A 19,592-nucleotide genomic window follows, 5' to 3' on the forward strand; every position below is an offset into this window, starting at 1 on the left:
TACCGCGAAAATTTCAGACACAAAAAAAGCCGATGTAACATCGGCTTTTTTGTATCTAACAGTTCTGATTAGATTTTTGCAAAAGCGTCTTGTAGTGGTGGTACTACTTGCTTCTTACGGCTTAATACGCCATCTAACCATACGCGACCGTCTTCTGATTTAACATCATAGGCAGCTTCGATTACTGATACGTCATCAGACGCAATTAGCATTTCAGAGCCTTCTTTCATGATATCAGTTAACAGGAGTAATACTGAGTGGCGACCGCCTTCTTCTTTAAGCTTTGCGATGTCAGCTTCAAGATCTGCTTTGATCTCATCAAATACAGCAAGGTCGATAACTTCTAGCTGGCCAATACCTACTAGCTTACCGTTCATGTTGAAGTCTTTGAAATCACGCATTACTAAATCACGTGCAGGCGTGCCTTCAACTGCTGATTTAACCTTGAACATTTCCATGCCAAGTTCTTTGAAATCTTCGATGCCAGCGATTTCAGCAAGTGCTTCAACACATTTGATATCAGCTGTTGTACACGTTGGTGATTTAAAGATTACAGTGTCGCTTAAGATAGCGCATAACATGATGCCTGCGATATCTTTTGGAATCTCTACGTTGTAGAAGTCATACATCATTTTGATGATAGTGTTTGAACAACCCACAGGGCGGATCCAACACTCAAGTGGTGTTGATGATGTTAAGTCGCCTAGTTTGTGGTGATCAACAACACCTACAACGCGTGCTTCATCGATGTCATCAGGTGCTTGTGTTTTTTCTGTGTGGTCAACGATATAAACGTCTTCGCCTGCGTAGCTAAGTTTTAGCTCAGGTGCTTCGAAACCGAATTTATCTAGGATAAATTGTGTTTCAGGTGATACTTCACCTAAACGCGTCGGGATCGCAGGTTCATTGATCTGGTTTTTTAAGTAAGCAAGCGCAATTGCACCGCAAATTGAATCTGAATCAGGGATCTTATGACCCACTACATACATTGACATTGACGGAACTCCTTTAAATTTGGCGGATATTTTAGCAAAGTATCGACAGATTGATACATAACAGACATGAAATTTTGTTGATCAATTACAACTGCCAATTAATGTCCTTTTTGGTTACACTTTAAGATATTGAAAACTGAGGAAGATACTGATGCGCTTGAGCCGAAAAGCATGGAATAATGTGGTGATTATTTCGATGCTATTGATGATTTTTTTCTTCAATGGCCTACATAAAAAGCTCAATACACAGCCCGTTGAAGAAGGAGTACAAGCATTACTCCCAGAGCAAAGTTTCATTTTAGCAATGGCATTTCCAGAATTAAAAATCGAGCGTATCGGCACCTCTTGGCGTAGCCAATCACTGCAAGAAACCACATGGCAAGGCGATGAGCAGCAGCTCGAACAACTCGTTGAACTTTGGCAACATCAAAAACTGACTATTGCCAGTCTCCCTGTTAGTAAAATTTCACAGACATCGGCTGATTATGTTGCCTCCGTGTGGCTAGCTGGGGAGCAGTTGCCAGCGGTGTATCAGTTGTACAACATAGATCAGCAATACTATTTATTAGATAAGCGGTTACAACGAGTATTTGAGCTTGAACAAGCTGATGCTGCTAAGTTATTTCCGTTATACCCGTTTTAAGAGAGTCACAGATGCCTGAATTACCAGAAGTTGAAGTTAGCCGTTTGGGAATAACGCCGCATGTGCTTAACCAAACAGTGACTAAAGTAAATATTCATAACGCCAGTATGCGTTGGCCTGTGCCTGATGATGTATATCAACTACAAGGGCTTAAAGTTACTTCAGTGGAGCGTAGAGCAAAATATTTATTACTCGGTTGTGAGCTGGGTAGTGTTATTTTGCACTTAGGAATGTCGGGCAACTTACGGGTGGTGAGTGCTGATGAGCCACTGAAAAAGCACGACCATATCGAATTTATTTTAGCCTCAGGTAAAGCATTAAGGCTCAACGATGCGCGTCGCTTTGGTGCTTGTTTGTGGCAAGCGCCAGGCGAATGTCATACCTTGCTAACCAAACTCGGGCCTGAGCCGCTAACTGATGAGTTTACTGCTAAGCGAGTCTACGAACAGTCTAGAAATAAAAAAGTACCAATCAAGCAGTTTATTATGGATAACGCTGTGGTGGTTGGCGTAGGTAATATCTATGCCAATGAATCGTTGTTTAAGGCCGGAATTCACCCGAAACGAGAAGCCGGCAAAGTGTCTTTAAAGCGTTTTCAGCAATTAGTGCCTATTATTAAAGAAACACTTGCTGCGGCTATCACGCAAGGCGGCACAACATTAAAAGATTTTGCTCAAAGTGATGGTAAGCCCGGTTATTTTGCCCAGCAATTACTGGTTTATGGTCGCAAAGGTGAGCCATGTGTCAATTGTAAAGAGCCATTAAAAGAAATTAGGTTAGGACAAAGAAGCACTGTGTATTGTTCTAATTGTCAAAAATAAGCATTAAAAAAGCACGCTTCAGCGTGCTTTTTATTATAACTCAAATGGCGCTACACCAACGGCTTTCATTTTATAGCCGACTTGGGCAATTTCACCAGACCAGGTTTCGGTGCTGATAACGCCTGTCACGACAATCGCATCGTAGAGGCTTTCGATTGGTACGCCGTCTTTAATCGTGACATGCACAATTTGATTTGGCGGCGGTGGTGGTACGTGAATACAAGCACCAAAATAAGGGACCAATAAAAACTCGGTGATCACCTCGCTATCGCCTTCAAGTGGTACAACAAAGCCGGGAATACTCACAGATTGACCATTAAGCTCTTTTACCACAGGTGCATCAAGGTCTGGTTGCACCCAGTTTTGCTCAGATCCTTCATGGTTTGCTTGTGCTTGGGTGTCGATTTGCACATGACCTTTTGGAATTAAATCTTCCCAGAAGATTTCTTTAGGTGCGCCAGCATTAGCGCTAGCACACACAACTAATGCGACTAAAGCGACGAATTTTCGAAAAAACGGCATAACATTCCTTAAATTTTAATACTCATGCCATCAGCAAGAGAGTAGAAATACGCACGGGTTGCAGGAATTAACCCAACAATAAAGCCTGCGACCATTATCGCAGCTAAGAGCATGAGTTCATAGGATGACAATAAAGCAATATTTAGGCTTATTCCGGCATGGCTTTGCAAGTAATCTGCGCCGAGTAGCATTAAAGCATAGAACAGCGCGGTGCCAACAATGCAGCCAAGCCCTGTGATAAGTAACGATTCGACACTGATCAAGGTGAAAATATGCCATGGCCTTGCGCCAACAGAGCGCAAAATAGCAAGCTCTCTACGGCGTTGATTGAGGCTTGAAAGCAGGCTCGTTAACATGCCAAGTAAACTGATCAGCACCACGACGATAGAAAATAACAGCAAGATTTTTTCAACAATAGAGAGCATTTCCCAGAGTTCACGCAAGGTAACCCCCGGCATGATGGCTAGCAGTGCCTCATCTTTGTATTGGTTGATATTACGACGCACTTGTAAGGTATAAAGTGGTGAATCAAAACCAAGTAAAAAAGCGGTTATTTGCTTTGGTGTGCCAACTAAATCAACATCATCATGCTGGTCGTGGTCGTGGTCGTGGTCGTGGTCGTGGTCATGGTCGTGGTCATTTGCATCAGCCTGAGCGGCTTCATGCTGATGAGCATGACTGCCATGAATCGCGTCTATTGCTGCAAGTGGAATATGCAGGGTTTTATCAACAGGTGTCCCCGTTGGTTTTAAAATACCGACCACTTTAAATGGGTTATCGTCATGGTTATGAAAGCTGGTATTGCCCATGCCGTGTGCAATCACCACTTCATCACCAAGTTGATAGCCAAGGGTATTGGCAACCTCAGCACCTAGTACAACCTCAAATAAATGATTAAACTCATGACCTTTTAAAAAGCTTAAGGGCTGCTTTTTAGCAAAGCGATAGTGCTCAAAATAGTCTTTATTTGTACCAAGTACAGCCAAGCCTTTATGGCTGTCGCCAAGCGACATAGGGATAGCCCATTTTACACCTCGCTGCTCAGAGATGAATTGGTAGCTTTTCCAACTCACACCATTGTTTGCATGACCAATGCGAAATACCGAAGACAGCAGCAATTGGATATCACCGGTACGCGCACCAACAATTAAATCAGTGCCAGAAATTGTATTGCTAAAGCTACTTTTAGCATCGACCCGAACCCGTTCAATCGACATGAGTAGCATCACGCTTATGGCTATTGTAAACAAAGTGAGTAGGGCACTGGCCTTACGGTTTAATAAACTTTTTGTGGCGAGTTTAATGAGTAGCATCTGTGCCTCCTTGTAACTCAACAAGGCTGATACTGCGGGTAAATAGCGTTTGTAATGTTTCATCATGGCTAACAAAAATTAGCGTGCTATTTGCTGCGTTTGCCTGTTCAAATAATAATTTTACGAAGGCTTGGCGATTTTGCGTGTCGAGTGCTGAGGTAGGTTCATCTGCAATGATAATTTCAGGGCTACCGATAAAAGCTCGCGCTGCGGCAACTCTTTGTTGCTGACCTATACTCAGCTGTGCAACGGCTTGATGTTGCAAGGCGTCGTTTAACCCTAAAGCAGTGAGTAGGCGGCTTGCCTCAGCGGCTATTGTTGCACTATTTTTTAATGCGTTTTTTTGCCTTTGCTTTGAAAATTGGCAACCCAAAGTCACGTTTTCAATGGGCGATAAATAGGGCAGTAAATTAAAGTTTTGAAAAATATAGCCAATATGGTCGGCACGAAAACGGTCACGTCTACTATTACTCAGTTGGTTAATCGCTTTACCAAGCAGCTGGATATTGCCCTGTGTTGGCACTGTGACACCAGCAAGCAGGGATAATAACGTTGATTTACCACAACCACTCGGACCGTGAAGAAAAACATGTTCGCCTTGATCAATATCTAGCTTAGTAATATTGATCGTCGGCTCAGGTTGTTTTGCGTGCCATTTAAAAAGCACATTTTCAAGCGTGATCATAACGACCTATAAATTGTTACCATCGCCAGTAATTTAACTCTTTGCGCATTTTAAAATTACGAATAAAATTACGTGGTTTTGGCTTAAGAGCAGGATTGCTAAATAGTAATTCATTGCTAGCAGCAAGTACACGTTGACTCGATAAGCCGTCTTGGTAAGGATGCAGTTGCTGGCAGAAGTGTTCGATTTTTGCCATTAATTCCGTAGGCTTACTCAATGCATAGTCAATTGCCTCGGCAACTTTATCTGCATCTGTAATATCAACTAAATGCTCACCAGCACCATGATTACAAAAAGTCACCACAGGTTTTCTTTGTAAGATAAACATGAGCAAAATAGACGAGGTATCACACAGCATAACATCCGCTGCTTGTAATAGTGGTAATACGTTATCAGTCTCTACAAAGGTTAGATTGTCGTTTTGTAGAGCCTTGTATTGTTCAACAATCTCGCTTGGCATTTTTGGGTGAAATTGCACCAAAATTCGCCACTTGCCTTGTTCACTGTATGCTTTTATTTGTTCGTATAATTTAGGTGCAAGAGAAAGGCGCTTTGAGAAAGTCGAGCAAATCAATAAGGTTTTTCTGTTGTCATCATGATTTTTGTATGGATTGTTTTCAATCTCACTAAAGTAAGGATCGAGCGTCGGCCAGCCCGTTTCTTTTACTTTAAAGAATCCATGTTGCTGGGCAAGCTCTAAAAAAGTAGTCGTGGTTGTTGGACCTTGAGTGCAATATAAGTCGAAGCACCCTCGAATATTAAAGTGATTATCAACACCTTTATTCATGCGCTTTCCTGAATTGAAACCATGGAAAACAGCCACTTTTTTACCAGGGATGAAATCCGGCACCACATTCCCTGGTACATACACGATATCTGGACGCCAGTCTTTTAGCTCATCTACTGATAATAATCGAATCTCATCTTGGTGAAGGAAGTTTGGATTTACTTCATCGCCGTACAAAAACCAGCGAACTTCGCCACCTCGGGCTAAAATCTCCCGTTGTAATGGGCGTAAGATCGCGTACGAATAGTTCTGCGAAATAAACATTAAGTATTTTTTGTTTGCGGTAGCTGCTAAGTAATCCAAGAAAACCTCCTGTTGCGAGGTCGCTATTATAGCGAAATAATGTTTATGACAGCAAAATTACTGGAAGTTTAAATTTTTATGTTTTTTATCACGTCCGCAGGCTGCTGATGATAGTGCAATGATTGAGCTTTCAAGGCGTCTAGATTATTATAGGCGGCCATAACCCCAATCCCATACATGTGCTCACATGAGCATGCCAAATACTATCGGAGATAGCATGACTAGCTATAAAGTTTTAGACGTAAACGATGATTTACCGATCCGTACCAAAGGTGCGGTACACAGTGGTAAAGTGCGTTCAGTTTATTGGTTAACTGATGAAGACAGCGCTCGTTTAATTAATGAAAAAGGTTATCAAGTTCCAAAAGGAACTGAGCTAGCTATTATGGTTATTTCTGACCGTATTTCTGCGTTTGATTGTATTTGGCAAGGTGAAAACGGTTTAAATGGTGTGCCTGGTAAAGGCATCGCGCTAAACTCTGTGGCATCTCATTGGTTTAAGTTATTTGATAAAGCAGGTCTTGCTGGTAACCATATTGTTGATATTCCACATCCATATGTATGGATTGTGCGTAAAGCAAGTACAGTAAAAGTTGAAGCCATTGCGCGCCAATATATTACTGGCAGTATGTGGCGTGACTACGCGAAAGGTACACGTAGTTTCTGTGGTATTGATTTACCAGAAGGCTTAGCTGCGAACCAAAAGTTAGATGAAGTGTTAATTACGCCATCAACGAAAGGCATTATTACCGGTGTTGCTGAGATCCCCGAAGTAGATGATGTAAATATTACCCGTGAAAATATTACGAATAACTTAGCTGTTTTTAACTTCAAATCTGAAGATGATGTCGCTAAATATGAGCAATTACTTGTTGAAGGCTTTAAGCTGATCAGTGATGAACTTGCACAGCTTGATCAAATCTTTGTCGATACTAAATTTGAATTTGGTTATGTTGAAGACATTGATGGTTCAGATAAGCTTATCTATATCGATGAAGTAGGCACACCAGACTCATCACGTATCTGGGATGGTCCAGCTTACCGTGACGGTAAAATCATTGAAAACTCAAAAGAGGGTTTCCGCCAGTTATTAATTAATAACGTGCCAGACAGCGACGTGTTATTAAATAAAGACCGTATGGGCGAGCGTGAGCAGCTTGCTAAAGACTACACCTTGCCAGAATCAGTGATGCTTGAAGTGTCTGATACCTACGTTGGCATTGCGAGTAAAATTATTGGTCAAGAAATCACTATTCCTAGTGATCCAAGAAATGAAGTAATCGCAATTTTAGATAGTGATTACGGCTTAATTAAGCACGATTAATAGGCATTTACTAATTTTATTCATAGCTAAAATGCTATTTTTAAAGCCAAGCTGTCACAAATAACATTGCTTGGCTTTTTATTACCTTCTGTACTCATTTCTGAATGATGTATAAGGTAATTAAACGGGATAAACATGATCCCAATAGTCTCCACCTTTCTGACATTACAGATTAATTGATAACGAAAGTAATACTAAGCAAAGTTATTACTGTAACTAATTCACTAAGTTTTAAGTTTTTCGTCAATACTTTCTTGCCTATAACCGGTCTCTATCAATGAAATGATTAGGTATAACTTAACAATAGATTAATCTATACTGAATTGTGAACTAAGAGCGGAACTAATTAATTATGTTGATGTTTGCGAATTTTTTTAGCCGGGTATGTTACGTTGCTTTGTTATTAGGCTCAATGAATGTACTTTCAGCGGACTTTTCCTTTGTTGTACGCGATCAATTTGGAGAGCCATTAAAAGATGCTGTTATTGAGTTTAAGGATCAGCAGTTAAATCACCAAGATAACTTATCAGTTGCCGTCATGGACCAGATTGATAAGCACTTTACCCCTAAAGTACTTGTTATTCAAAACGGGCAATTAGTTGACTTCCCAAATAGTGATAATATTCGCCATCATGTGTACTCATTCTCGACTGTAAAGCAATTTGACATCAAACTTTACTCTGGTCGGCCTGAAAAACCCGAAAAATTTGAATCACCTGGGATTGTTGTTCTAGGTTGCAATATCCATGATTCAATGGTCGGATACATTTATGTTGCAGATAGTTCAGAAGTGCTAAAAACGAGCGTAGATGGGAAGGTTCAATTAAATGTGAGTACATTTCCTGTTAGCTTTACGGTATGGCAACCAAACCAACAGAGTGATATCGATCAGAAAAAAACAATTACATTTGCTGATTCTTCGCAGGTTGCAGATATTGTCATTACTACAATAGAGCCGAAACCACGAAATACATTTGGAGAAATGTTTAAGGGTACTAATGATTAATAGTTTAAGAGGGCGAGTTATTGCCTTATGTGTTGGTCTTGTTCTGTTAACAAGCTTAGTCAGCCTAGTTAGTTCTTGGTGGTCTGCGAATCGTTTTAATGACCAAAAGCTTCTAGAAGATATTAATGTTGCTGAGAATGTTTTTAACCAGTATTTAAGTGCGAAAGAGAGCCTTCTTCTAACTGCTGCAAAAGTGTTAACAGCAGATTTCGGTTTTAAACAAGCTGTCGCAACTCAAGACGCCGATACTATCAGCAGTGTCTTAAATAATCATAGTAGGCGGATTAATGCTGATTTAATGATGCTCATAAACTTATCTGGGGAGCTCGTTTCTGCTAATACGGATTTCGCTCACATGCCAAATGAGTTTACGGCATTAATGAAGCAGTTATTAGATAACCCTGAGCAGTCAAATTTCATTGTTATCGAGCAGACTCTTTATCAAGTTATTATATTGCCAGTTCGCGCACCGAGAACAGTTGCATATAGTTTGGTTGGTTTTGAAATCACAGATCTAGTTGCCGAAGAGTTAAAAAAACTTACAACTATGGATGTAAGTTTTATCGGAGAGGATGATGATGTCGTTGAAACCTCTCTTGTTGATAAGCCAGAAGATAATGCAGTACTTAGGCATTTTGAAAATAAATCTACACAGCGAATTTTTGGGGAAAAGCCAGTTTATCGTAATCGCCTTGTTGAGCTACCTTCGGTTTCTGGGCATAAAGTATCAGTGCTACTAAGTGCCGATTTAACTCGAAGTTATCTTGAATTTGAGCAGCTCTTTTTTACTATTATTTCATTAGCAGCTATCACAGTTGTGATTGGTGTTTTAGCTAGTGGGATTTTGGCTAAAAACCTTACCACACCGCTTTCTAAACTTACTTTACTTGCTCAGCAATTCGCGCGGGGTAACTACAAAGCTGAATTTATAGGAAAAAAGCAAAGTACTGAAATTACGACGTTAGTTGATGCATTCAATAATATGGGTAATGACATTAAAGAACGTGAACGACAAATCAACTTTCAAGCAAGTCATGATACGTTAACAGGGTTTTTAACACGCAGTGCCATGTTGGAAATTATGGAATCGCTATTAGGGCAAGGCACTGAATACACTTTAGTTGCTATTGATATAAGAGGTTTGCGGCATATCAATGACAAACTTGGCCCTCGTATTGGAGATGATTGTTTAAGAGAAGTTGCTGAACGTATTAGTGAGTATTCTGAGCCGCTTGGTGGAGTTAATGCACGCATAGGTGGAGATGAGTTTTTAACCTTATTTCCAAGTGGAAAAGCAGAGCAATTAAAAAGTGGAGTCATGGATTTAATGGCTCAGCTACAAGTCGGTTACACTATTCAAGGCTTGAATATTACCTTGCGATTTAGCGCTGGTGTAGTTCATTGTACCTTTGAGGGAGTTAAGCCCGATGATCTAATGCGCCGAGTTTTAATCGCAATTGATACAGCTTCGTCAAAAAAGAAGAATGTTCATTATTATCAAAACGGCGAAGATGAAGAGTATCTGGAACGGTTGGCAATTATTGATGAATTAAAACATGCATTACAAGCAGACGATGGCCAATTGTTTATGACTTATCAACCAAAGCTAAATTTAAACACCTCTAAGATCGATAAAGTGGAAGCGCTGATCCGTTGGCAAAGAAAGGATGGGCAGTGGGTATCACCGGAGCTATTCATTGATTTAGCTGAGCAGTCAGGTGTTATTGTTGATTTGACTGCTTGGGTAGTTAAAACAGTTGTCACTCAAGTCGCAAGGTGGCAAGAACAAGGCATTATTATGCAAGCCGCTATCAATGTTTCGGCTCAAGATATTGCCTTCCCAAGCTTTTTCTCTCATTTGGCAAAACAATTAAAAGAGAATGATGTTAATGGGCAGCTTATTACAATAGAGCTGACAGAACGCGATATGATAGAAAATGAAGAACAAGGTATTAAAGCATTAGAAAACCTAAAATCACTTGGGGTAAAAATATCGCTAGATGATTATGGTGTTGGGCAAACTTCATTGGGTCGCTTGAAATCACTACCTATCGATGAACTTAAGTTAGATAAATGCTTTATTCTTCAATTGGAGCAATCTAAACAAGATCAGTATATTGTTGAGTCAACAGTAAACTTAGGTCATCAGCTAGGTTTCTCTGTCGTTGCGGAAGGTGTTGAAAATAAAGCTTCTTTAGACTTTTTGAAACTAATGAAGTGCGATTATGCGCAAGGGTATTACTTGAGTAGGCCACTAAAATCAGAGCAGTTTTTGCAATGGCTAGAGGTCTATAATGAAGCATCTTAATTGGCTATTTGGACTAACTTTCATTGTTTTTACAAGTTCAGGGTTTGCAGCTTCAGGTAAATTATTAGCAACGCCCGGAGTCTCTCAGGTTGAAGGCAGTGCGGGTGGTGGGATTGTTCCATGGGCTCAGCTCGCAGGCTATGCAAGTGATGATGAAATCGCTTTGAATGGCTTTTGCAGTCGTGCAAATGTGAGTGATTACCGCTTAGATGTTTGTGGTGCGCAGCTAAATGTTTATGATCGCGTTGAATTTAGTTATGCGGAGCAACGTTTCGAAGTTCCCACATTAAATACCGATATTGAGCAATCAATTACCGGGGCAAAAGTACGCTTATATGGTGACATTGTTTATAGTAAATGGCCGCAATTAAGTTTAGGTGTGCAGCATAAGTCTTTAGATGATGGCAGTATTGCTAGTTTATTAGGTGCAAAAGATACCAGCGGTACCGATATTTACCTTGCTGCTAGTAAATTACATTTAGGGGCGCTTGCTGGGTATAATTGGTTTTGGAACACCACCTTTCGTTATAGCGATGCTAATCAGCTAGGTTTGTTAGGTTTTGGCGGTCCTGATAGTGATAAAAAATTGCTGTTTGAAGCATCTACAGCGGTGTTTTTAACCCATGAAATAGCTTTGGGCGTTGAGTATCGGGTAAAGTCCAATAACCTTGGTTTAGGAGAGCAAGATTGGCAGGATGTATTTGTGGCTTGGTTTCCTAATAAGTATGTTAGCATCACCGCTGCTTGGTTAGACTTAGGAAGTATTGCTGGTGCTGAAGACCAAACTGGTTGGTACTTATCAGTAACAGGGTATTGGTGATGATAAAAACACTTTTTACATTTGTATTTACCGTTATGCTTGTGGGTTGTGTAAGTAGCAATAATGGTACCTTATACCAGCAACTTAATGGTAAACAAGGGGTTGAAAAATTGGTTGAAAGTTTTATCAATCAAATAGGCCATGACGAACGGATTTTAGCTTATTTTAAACAAAGCAATGTTGCGCATTTTCGCCAAGGCTTTATCACTCATTTGTGTAGTGTCACCGACGGTCCTTGTGAATACAAAGGCGATAACATGGTTGATATACACACTGGAATGAATATCTCCAAAAAAGACTTTAACCGTGTTGTAGAGCTTTTGATTAACGCTATGGACGAACAACAGATCCCGCAAACGGTACAAAATAAAATTCTTAGTCGCTTAGCACCCCTTCGCCCTGAGATAATTGATATTTAGCTTGTACAAACTTCAATTGTGGGCTGAAACAAAAATGTAATTTATGTACAATGGCTATTGATTTAAGTTATTAAGTTGTAAATGATGCAGTTATATTTTGATGTTCAACATCTATATTATATTCCACAATACCTGCCTGTTTTAAAGGAGTTAAAAGAAAAAGGCCACAAAGTTTCGATGGTTTTCTATAAAGAACAAGATGAGTGTAGTCGTGCTGTATGCTGTGACTTTATAGATAAAAGTGCAATAGTTGCAAAATGGTTAACGAGTGCGAGTGAAACCTTTGACTTTTATCAGAACTCAGATGCAGATTGGGTTGTATTTGGAAATACGTTCGTAGGTGCTGAGAATTTAAATAAAAAGACTGTACTGATGCAGCATGGAATCGGCCCAAAGCAATGCTATTACGACGTATCAAACAACAAGATGACAGTGCGGTTTGTTGAAGGTGAACACCGACTACAACGTTTAAAAATGCTCTATCCCGAAGGTAACTTTATTGATAGTGGCTACGCAAAATTAGACCCTATTATTAATCAGACTCTTGGTACTATTAACCTCAAAAACCTAGGCCTAGATCCAACAAAGAAAACCTTGCTGTATGCGCCTACTTTTTATCCAAGTTCTTTAGAATGTTTTAGCGATGATTTCCCTGAGCATTTTGATGAATTTAATATTATCGTTAAGCCTCATTTCTTTAGTTTGTTTAAGAAAAAATATAAAAAACAACGTCTAAAACTCGATAAGTGGGCCAACGCTAAGAATGTTTACCTTGCGAATGAGTACGATTTTGACCTTACTCCTTTTTTAGAACTTGCTGATATAATGATTTCTGATGCATCGTCAGCCATATTTGAGTTTGCAGCATTAGAAAAGCCTGTAATATGGTGTGATTTCTATAAGCTGCGCTGGTCTTACAGAGGTATTTTTTCTTACAGGCTAAAAGCTCGGCTTGATGAAGATATCAAGTACTTTAATGAGTTATGTGCTCGTGCAGGAAGTTATAAAGATTTAAAGTATTTATTAAGTTCAAGTTTTAATGAATCAGCTGAATTTAAAGAAAAAAGAAAAGAAATTGTTTATAAGCTGGCAGGTATTACCGATGGTCACTCTGCTAAGAGAATTGTATCTTATTTAGAGGAGCATCAATGAAGAGGGTAATTACATTTGGCACGTTCGATATTTTTCATGTGGGACACATCAATATATTAGAACGAGCTAAAGCGTTAGGAGATTATTTGATTGTTGGTGTATCTTCTGATGAACTAAACTTCTCTAAGAAAGGTCGAAAGCCCGTATATAGTGAAGCTGATAGGCTGAAAATTATTAGTTCATTGAAGTGTGTCGATGAGGTATTTGTAGAGCATTCTCTAGAATTAAATGGTGAGTATATCAAAGATCATCAAGCTCACTTGCTAGTTATGGGGGATGATTGGGCTGGTCAATTTGATCAATTTAACCAACTTTGTGATGTAACTTATCTAGAGCGAACTCCCTCTATCTCTACAACAGAAATAATAGAAATTGTAAGGCAACCTTCCAACTGTCATTTATAATTAATAAAATTGCTATATGCGCTAACGTTCAATCAAAAATAAGATGTGTAAATGGCTTTTTTATTTATCTCTCGCAATAATGTGCACGCCCGCTATTACAAAAAACTCACTAGGAAGCTGCCTTTAAAGAGTAAAGTGCATTGCATGGGCTTGCCTAGATTTACTGCTTTAAGATACTTGAGTCAGGCGAAAAAAGTTGATTTTAATAAAATAATTGCGGAACAACTCTTACGAAAACAAGCTCGAAACAAGCTATGGAAGAACCCACTGATAATCAAAAGTTACTCTGCTTTGATGTATTTAGTAGAGCGATGCCGGTTTGCCAAGTATTATGATTTATTGAAGTCAGAATCCCCACAAGCGTTAGTTATTTGGAATGGTAATAAATTACCTAATGTTACTGTTTGTATGGCTGCTAAGGCATTAGGAGTGACCACCTATTTCTATGAAAATGGGTTATTGCCCGGAACAACAAGCTTAGATCCTCAAGGTATAAACTTTGCAGCTTCTGTACCGCGAGATAGTCAATTTTATTTAAACTTTGATCCGCAAAGGAAGTTGCCATTTTCTGCGCCTGATTTAATTCCAAGAGCGGCTCATAAGAAGCGCTGTAAGTTTGACGCAATTGAGTTACCCAAAAAATACTTATTTGTGCCATTTCAAGTTCCACATGACACCCAAATAGCTTGTTATTCTCCTTGGCTTAAGTCCATGGAAGAGTATTACGATGCTGTTGTTTCAGCCGTAAAAAAGTTAAATGATCCAGAACTTAAAGTTGTTTTTAAAGAGCACCCTTCATGGCATAAGCACTATGAACATTTGTACGACAAAGATGATATTGCCGTTTTTGCCAACGGAAATTGTACTCGAGAACTTATTGATAATGCTGAGGCTGTGATCACCATTAACTCGACCGTTGGCTTAGAATCTTTATTACTTGATAAAAAAGTAATTACCTTAGGGCTTGCTTGTTACAACATTGATGAGCTTGTACTACACGCAAGTGAACAAGCTACTTTGGTTGAGTGCTTAGAAAAACTGCAGAATGGCTGGCAGCCTAATAGTATTCTGAGAGATAAGTTTTTTACCTACTTAAAGCATGTATATTGCTTGCCCGGTGTTTGGAAAGAATGTACAACGGAGCATGTTGAAGCGGTCGAAAAGCGTTTAACTCAGCAAGATACATTTGCACAGCTATCGCAAAAGGAAAGCTAATGAAGAACATCGTCTCGCCAGAATGGCTTAACGAGTACTTAAGTCACGATAATTTGGTTATTTTTGATGCAGGAATGGTACGCCCTGGTTTACCGGGTGAGTATGCGCCTAAGGCGATGCTCCCAAATGCACAGCGTTTTGATTTCAAAAAGACGCTGGCAGATAACAGTAATCCTGTACCAAGTATGATGTGCAGTAGTGAGCAGTTCACAGAGCATATGCAACTAGCTGGTGTTAACCAAGACTCTCTGGTTGTGATTTATGAAGACCAAGGCTTGTTCAGTTCTGCCCGTGCGTGGTGGATGTTTAAAGCCATGGGCTTTGATAACGTAAAAGTGTTAAGCGGTGGTTTGGCTAAGTGGCAGGCACTAGGCTTTGCAACACAAGCACGTTATTCAGCTGCTTCTGGTCAAGGCAACTTTGTTGCTAGCCCACGTGTTGATTACTTTATCAGTGCTGAGCAAGTACTTAACTCACTTGATGAACAAAGCACACTAACACTCGATGCTCGTCCTTATGAGCGATTCACCGGTGAACACGCTGAGCCGCGCGAAGGTATGCGCAGTGGTCATATTCCAAATAGTCGCAGTTTATCTCTAGCAACAGTGCTAAATAACGGTGAGCTTAAACCGCTTAGCGAGTTGCAAGCATTATTTGAACAACACATAGCGCCGCATCACACCCAGTTGCAGTTTAGCTGTGGTTCAGGTGTAACCGCTTGCGCAATTGCATTGTGTGCCGATGAATGTGGTTACGCTAACTTACGTGTTTACGATGGCTCATGGAGTGAGTGGGGCGCTCGTCACGAGCTACCTATTGAAATAGGCCCGCATCAATAAACTCAGCGTAATTTTGCCAGCTGCCGATACTGTTTTTATTCAGTGGCTGGCGAATTTGCTTTTTACTCGCCGTGGCTGATGCTGCATTGTTTTTATAAAAAGTCAGGCAGTTTTCCTGCCAGCTTAAATCACAAAACGCATAGAGCTTTTGAGTTTGTGGGGTAGGTTCTGCCACCAATTGCTCATAGCTTTGCAAAAAAACGTTCTCAGGATACTTGTTGGCAAAATGACTGACTAATGCCGAGTAATCTTGATGGAACGAGGCAATATCTTCAAGTGTAAAACTGTAGTGATGAAACACACTTTGCGGGTTATACATCTGCCTAAAATTGGCGATGCTGCAATCTTGCCAGCCCCGCTGCATACAAACGATTTTAGCATTAGGAAAAGCCGCTAAAATAAAATCAATATAGTAAAAGTTAAATGGCTGTTTATCACAACTTCTTAGGCCGCCACTTAGTAGCTCGGCTCTCTGTTGATAGCTAGCCAGTGCTGTCTTTATCGCCTCAGATTGATATGCCTTATCGAGCATTTCGCTGTCAATTACACGAGTTGATTGCGTGGCGTGCTGTATGAGTTGCGCAATATCGTTTAATTCCCCAACTCCTTGCAGTTTTGAACTTTGATTAAGGATTTTCTCAACTAAGGTTGTACCAGAGCGGGGCATGCCAACAACAAAAACGGGTGAGAACTCAGAGTCACTACTTTTAATTGCTTGCTGTTTGCTCTGAGTAATAAGTTTTTGACAAAAGTGGCGATGCTGTGTGGCTTGATAATTAAGTTTACCGGCTATGGCTTGCTTACTTAGTGCAAAGTATTTAAATGCATTTTTGTAGTCATTAAGGTGCTCATAATTAAGAGCAAGACTATGAAAATACACTTGTTGTTCAACAATGCTTTTTTCTTTATCCGCCAAGGCTTGTAGTTTTTGGATATGTTGCTCTGCATCTATAGCAGTATTGAGTTCAGCCTGTGAATAGTGGGCTTGATAAAAGCGAGGTTGCTTTTTGGTTAGTTGCAGCAGCAAGCTTTTAGCCTCATCGAACAGTCCGTGAATTTTATAACACACTGCCAAATTATAGCTAATTTGTGGGTTATCTTTATTGCGTTGGTAGGCTGCTTTTTGAAAGCTAAGGGCGTCGTTATAATACCCTAAACGGGTCGCGATATTGGCTAATGTATCAAAGTCAGTGGCACTAAAGTCAGCTGCTTGTTTAGCACTTTGATAGTGCACAGCTGCATTACTTACTTTGCCTAACAGTACATATAACTTGGCAAGTGCTAAATGATAAATCGCAAAAGGGGCTAGGCTTAGCGCTTTTTCAAGCAGCTTAATCGCTTTGTTGATATCGCCAGCTGCGGTGTTGACTTCGCTGAGTAAAAAGTAACAAACGTGGTCTTCAGGATTTTGTTTTAGGCGCTGCACAAGTAGGTGATGTGCATCGTTTAGTTGCTTGTTGTTTAACAACTGTTGGATATGAGCGCGAAGCGCTTGTTGGGTATCATTTAGCATAAGCGCATAGTATATCAATTAATTATTTTCAGGTATTAAAAAGCCCTGCCTAAAGGCGGCAAGGCTTTTATGGTGATGTTTAATTACAGCTCAAAGTTGTAGCTAAACTTCATACCGATAGTACGAGGCGCGGTGGTGTAGTGACCATAAACACGCTGTAGCTCAGGTAGCTCTTTGTTAAGCTCAGCATATTGTGACATACCTGCCCAAGACTTATCACGACGTACAGAAGTGAATGCGTACTTATCGAATAAGTTGTCTACGTAAAGCGTTGCAGACCACATATCACCGGTAATTTTTGCAGATAAGTTACTTAGTGCATAACCAGGTAATACTTCGCCGTCTGCTTTTAAACCTACTTTGGTGATCACATCGCTTTGCGCTGTGATACCGTAGTTTACGCTTAATAACTTATCGCCTAGGATATCTTGCTCGTAACGAAGACCAAACGAGAATTGATGCTCAGGAGCGCCCGGTAAACGGTTGCCCTTAGCGCCATCATAGTAGCTTTGGTACTCTATTACCTCTTCATCAACTAGAATCCCTAATAACTCAGGTGCATCTTCTGTCAATTCAGCCTTTGCATACGCGTATGTCGCATATGCAGCCCAGTTATCACCAATCATAGCGCGAGTAGAAAGCTCAACACCTTTTGAATTTGCAGTGCCCGCGTTCGAGGTAATTAATTCTTGACCATTTACAGTGCTACTACCCACTTGCGCATCTTTCCAATCAACATTAAATAGAGCCGCATTGAAATGTAGGCGGTTACGTAACCATGATGACTTAAAGCCTAGCTCGTAGTTGACTGTTGTATCTGGTTTGTAATCTTCTTCGTTTGGCAGGGCACAAACAATTTGTTGCTCAGGTAGTACATCAGGGCAAGGAGCAATACCGTTACCACCACCAATACGGAAGCCTTCACTCACTGTAAAGTAAGCAAGTACACCATTATCGAATGTATAGTTAGCATTAAATTTAAATAAGTTACCGTTATCACTAGCGCTCACATTTTCCATAACAAGGTTATCTAGTGAATCAAAATCACCAGAATAAAGCGGTGTTGCAGAGCCTGACGTTGTTGATACATCGTATTCGTAAAAACGAGCACCTAAAGTTACATCAAACTGATCTGTAATGCTGTAGCCGATTTCACCAAAAAGTGCTTTTTCAGTGGTTTCACTATCTGAAATTAGAATGTACTCAAGATCTTGTTCAACATTAGGAATACCACCACCCCAGTACTCAGTCAGACCCGGCGTGTACTCACGGTCATCTGAGTGACTTTCTACTTTGTTGTAGAAGCCTCCTATAATCCAGTTAAAAGCGCTATTGCTATTTGACACTAAACGAAGTTCTTGCGTGAAGGTATCGCGATCTGAGGTGTCGTGCGTGTAGCCAACAAATGCAGGGAAGTCGGCATAACCTGACCAAATATCGTAAAGTAGATCGGTTTGATCGCGTTGACCAGACTGCTCATAGCTAGACCAACCAGATGCAGATACCAGCTCAGCAAAACCAAGATCTGCTTTCACTTCTAAACTTAATAGATCGTTTTCTTCTTCACCAGGCTCAAGAACACGAGCTACGTTTTCGTATTTTCCAGGAATCCCTTGTAGCGCACTACTATCAGCAAGAGAGTCGTATTGCGATGTCGAGTTACCGCCATTTTCTTGCTTTTGATAGAAGTAGTTTAGCGTTGCATCAACATCTTCGGTTGCAAGCCAACGAAGTGATAAACGTGCAGTGGTGATTTGCTCATCGTTAACATCGCTTACGCTTTTTAAGTTGGCATTTACATCGCTGCTGTCTGAAAAGTCAGGATTTGGGTTTGATACACCCGGTTCTTGAACCACGTGCGTGTAGTCAATGTAACCAGGGTTATCGTAATAATTTAAGCTAGCACGAAGCGCTAATTTTTCTTCAATTAGCGGGGTGTTGAATACCACACCAAACTCACCACCTGTGCCGTCACTTTCGTTAATGCTAAATATATCGCCTGTAACCTTACCTTCGGTGATATCAAGCTCAGGTTGCTTTAGTAAGTAACGAATTGCACCACCTAAAGTACCTGCACCATACAGTGTACCTTGTGGGCCAATTAACACTTCAACACGGTCAACATCAGTTAAACGTAAGTCGATGCTCAGTGGAATTTCACCAACATAGGTTGCCACTGTGCCGCTATCAGAAATACGGTCAGAGGTATTTGTATTCAAACCACGAACGATAATCGGAGAACCTTCACGGCCACCTTGATCAGAAATTGTTAAGCCAGGTACCCAGCGTGCGACATCTTCTAGATCGCCAATGTTTTGGTCGCTAATTACATCGCCATTGAGCGCTGTGATATTAAGCGGTGCATCTTGCACAGAGCCTGCACGTCGTGTTGCAGTAATTTGAATAGTTTCAATTGATTTATCAACTTCGATAGCATCTTCTGCAGCAAACGCCATATTGTTATTGATTAAAACTGCAGAAATTGCACTTGCAAGTAGAGCAGGCTTAAAGGTGTTCATGATT

18 protein-coding genes are annotated in these 19,592 nt (G+C 40.4%); 11 read left to right on the top strand and 7 right to left on the bottom strand.

What is annotated here, in order from left to right; genetic code table 11:
- Nucleotides 1-68: 68 nt before the first annotated feature.
- A complete protein-coding gene (locus CWC02_RS02405) occupies nt 69-995 on the bottom strand; it encodes a manganese-dependent inorganic pyrophosphatase (RefSeq protein ID WP_054552703.1) in 927 nt (308 codons plus the stop codon).
- A 151-nt stretch (nt 996-1,146) separates the two neighbouring features.
- Between CWC02_RS02405 and CWC02_RS02410 the strand changes: the two genes are divergently transcribed.
- Together CWC02_RS02410 and mutM are read left to right on the top strand one after the other, a co-directional pair.
- The gene (locus CWC02_RS02410; protein WP_054552702.1) at nt 1,147-1,638 is read left to right on the top strand and encodes a hypothetical protein; all 492 of its coding nucleotides are present in this window, start codon (nt 1,147-1,149) and stop codon (nt 1,636-1,638) included.
- Nucleotides 1,639-1,649: 11 nt separating this feature from the next.
- Nucleotides 1,650-2,459 (top strand): bifunctional DNA-formamidopyrimidine glycosylase/DNA-(apurinic or apyrimidinic site) lyase, encoded by an 810-nt coding sequence (gene mutM, locus CWC02_RS02415; protein WP_138616229.1) that lies wholly within the window; start codon nt 1,650-1,652, stop codon nt 2,457-2,459.
- A gap of 33 nt (nt 2,460-2,492) precedes the next feature.
- On the opposite strand, the gene CWC02_RS02420 is transcribed toward mutM, so the two are convergent.
- From CWC02_RS02420 to CWC02_RS02435, 4 genes are read right to left on the bottom strand one after another with little or no spacing between them, the layout of a single operon-like run.
- A complete protein-coding gene (locus CWC02_RS02420) occupies nt 2,493-2,981 on the bottom strand; it encodes a DUF3299 domain-containing protein (protein WP_063701997.1) in 489 nt (162 codons plus the stop codon).
- 8 nt (nt 2,982-2,989) lie between these two features.
- Entirely contained in the window at nt 2,990-4,294 is a 1,305-nt protein-coding gene (locus CWC02_RS02425) for an ABC transporter permease (protein WP_138616231.1), read from the bottom strand.
- A complete protein-coding gene (locus CWC02_RS02430) occupies nt 4,281-4,979 on the bottom strand; it encodes an ABC transporter ATP-binding protein (protein WP_138616233.1) in 699 nt (232 codons plus the stop codon). Before CWC02_RS02430 ends, CWC02_RS02425 begins: the two co-directional genes overlap by 14 nt.
- Before the next feature lie 16 nt (nt 4,980-4,995).
- Nucleotides 4,996-6,069 (bottom strand): CDP-glycerol glycerophosphotransferase family protein, encoded by a 1,074-nt coding sequence (locus CWC02_RS02435; RefSeq protein WP_249364071.1) that lies wholly within the window; start codon nt 6,067-6,069, stop codon nt 4,996-4,998.
- Between the two features lie 217 nt (nt 6,070-6,286).
- Here CWC02_RS02435 and CWC02_RS02440 point away from each other — a divergent pair, with 217 nt between their 5' ends.
- The 9 genes from CWC02_RS02440 to CWC02_RS02480 all read left to right on the top strand — a co-directional run bounded on the left by CWC02_RS02440 (nt 6,287) and on the right by CWC02_RS02480 (nt 15,556).
- Nucleotides 6,287-7,393, top strand: coding sequence for a phosphoribosylaminoimidazolesuccinocarboxamide synthase (locus CWC02_RS02440; RefSeq protein ID WP_138598860.1), 1,107 nt, complete (start codon nt 6,287-6,289; stop codon nt 7,391-7,393).
- Nucleotides 7,394-7,745: 352 nt separating this feature from the next.
- Nucleotides 7,746-8,399, top strand: a complete 654-nt coding sequence (locus tag CWC02_RS02445) for a methylamine utilization protein (protein WP_138616235.1) — start codon at nt 7,746-7,748, stop codon at nt 8,397-8,399.
- Nucleotides 8,392-10,707: an EAL domain-containing protein gene (locus CWC02_RS02450; RefSeq protein ID WP_138616237.1), complete on the top strand. Its 2,316-nt coding sequence runs from the start codon at nt 8,392-8,394 to the stop codon at nt 10,705-10,707. The genes CWC02_RS02445 and CWC02_RS02450 overlap by 8 nt, the downstream gene beginning before the upstream one ends.
- The gene (locus CWC02_RS02455; RefSeq protein WP_138616240.1) at nt 10,694-11,527 is read left to right on the top strand and encodes a DUF3034 family protein; all 834 of its coding nucleotides are present in this window, start codon (nt 10,694-10,696) and stop codon (nt 11,525-11,527) included. Before CWC02_RS02450 ends, CWC02_RS02455 begins: the two co-directional genes overlap by 14 nt.
- Nucleotides 11,527-11,946, top strand: coding sequence for a group I truncated hemoglobin (locus CWC02_RS02460; RefSeq protein ID WP_138616242.1), 420 nt, complete (start codon nt 11,527-11,529; stop codon nt 11,944-11,946). The genes CWC02_RS02455 and CWC02_RS02460 overlap by 1 nt, the downstream gene beginning before the upstream one ends.
- An 81-nt stretch (nt 11,947-12,027) precedes the next feature.
- Nucleotides 12,028-13,098 carry a CDP-glycerol glycerophosphotransferase family protein gene (locus CWC02_RS02465; RefSeq protein ID WP_249364072.1) on the top strand — a complete coding sequence of 357 codons (1,071 nt, stop codon included), beginning with the start codon at nt 12,028-12,030 and terminating at the stop codon, nt 13,096-13,098.
- Nucleotides 13,095-13,502, top strand: a complete 408-nt coding sequence (locus CWC02_RS02470) for an FAD synthase family protein (protein WP_138616244.1) — start codon at nt 13,095-13,097, stop codon at nt 13,500-13,502. Before CWC02_RS02465 ends, CWC02_RS02470 begins: the two co-directional genes overlap by 4 nt.
- A 51-nt stretch (nt 13,503-13,553) precedes the next feature.
- On the top strand, nt 13,554-14,717 hold the full coding sequence (locus CWC02_RS02475; protein ID WP_138616246.1) for a capsular polysaccharide export protein, LipB/KpsS family: 1,164 nt from the start codon (nt 13,554-13,556) through the stop codon (nt 14,715-14,717).
- Nucleotides 14,717-15,556: a sulfurtransferase gene (locus CWC02_RS02480; RefSeq protein ID WP_138598866.1), complete on the top strand. Its 840-nt coding sequence runs from the start codon at nt 14,717-14,719 to the stop codon at nt 15,554-15,556. The genes CWC02_RS02475 and CWC02_RS02480 overlap by 1 nt, the downstream gene beginning before the upstream one ends.
- On the opposite strand, the gene CWC02_RS02485 is transcribed toward CWC02_RS02480, so the two are convergent.
- Nucleotides 15,531-17,069, bottom strand: a complete 1,539-nt coding sequence (locus tag CWC02_RS02485) for a tetratricopeptide repeat-containing sulfotransferase family protein (RefSeq protein WP_138616248.1) — start codon at nt 17,067-17,069, stop codon at nt 15,531-15,533. The genes CWC02_RS02480 and CWC02_RS02485 overlap by 26 nt on opposite strands.
- Nucleotides 17,070-17,152: 83 nt before the next feature.
- Nucleotides 17,153-19,588 (bottom strand): TonB-dependent receptor, encoded by a 2,436-nt coding sequence (locus CWC02_RS02490; RefSeq protein WP_138616250.1) that lies wholly within the window; start codon nt 19,586-19,588, stop codon nt 17,153-17,155.
- Nucleotides 19,589-19,592: the final 4 nt, after the last annotated feature.

Origin of the sequence: Pseudoalteromonas sp. S2721 (assembly GCF_005887425.1) — a bacterium.
GTDB classification, from domain to species: Bacteria; Pseudomonadota; Gammaproteobacteria; order Enterobacterales; family Alteromonadaceae; genus Pseudoalteromonas; species Pseudoalteromonas simplex.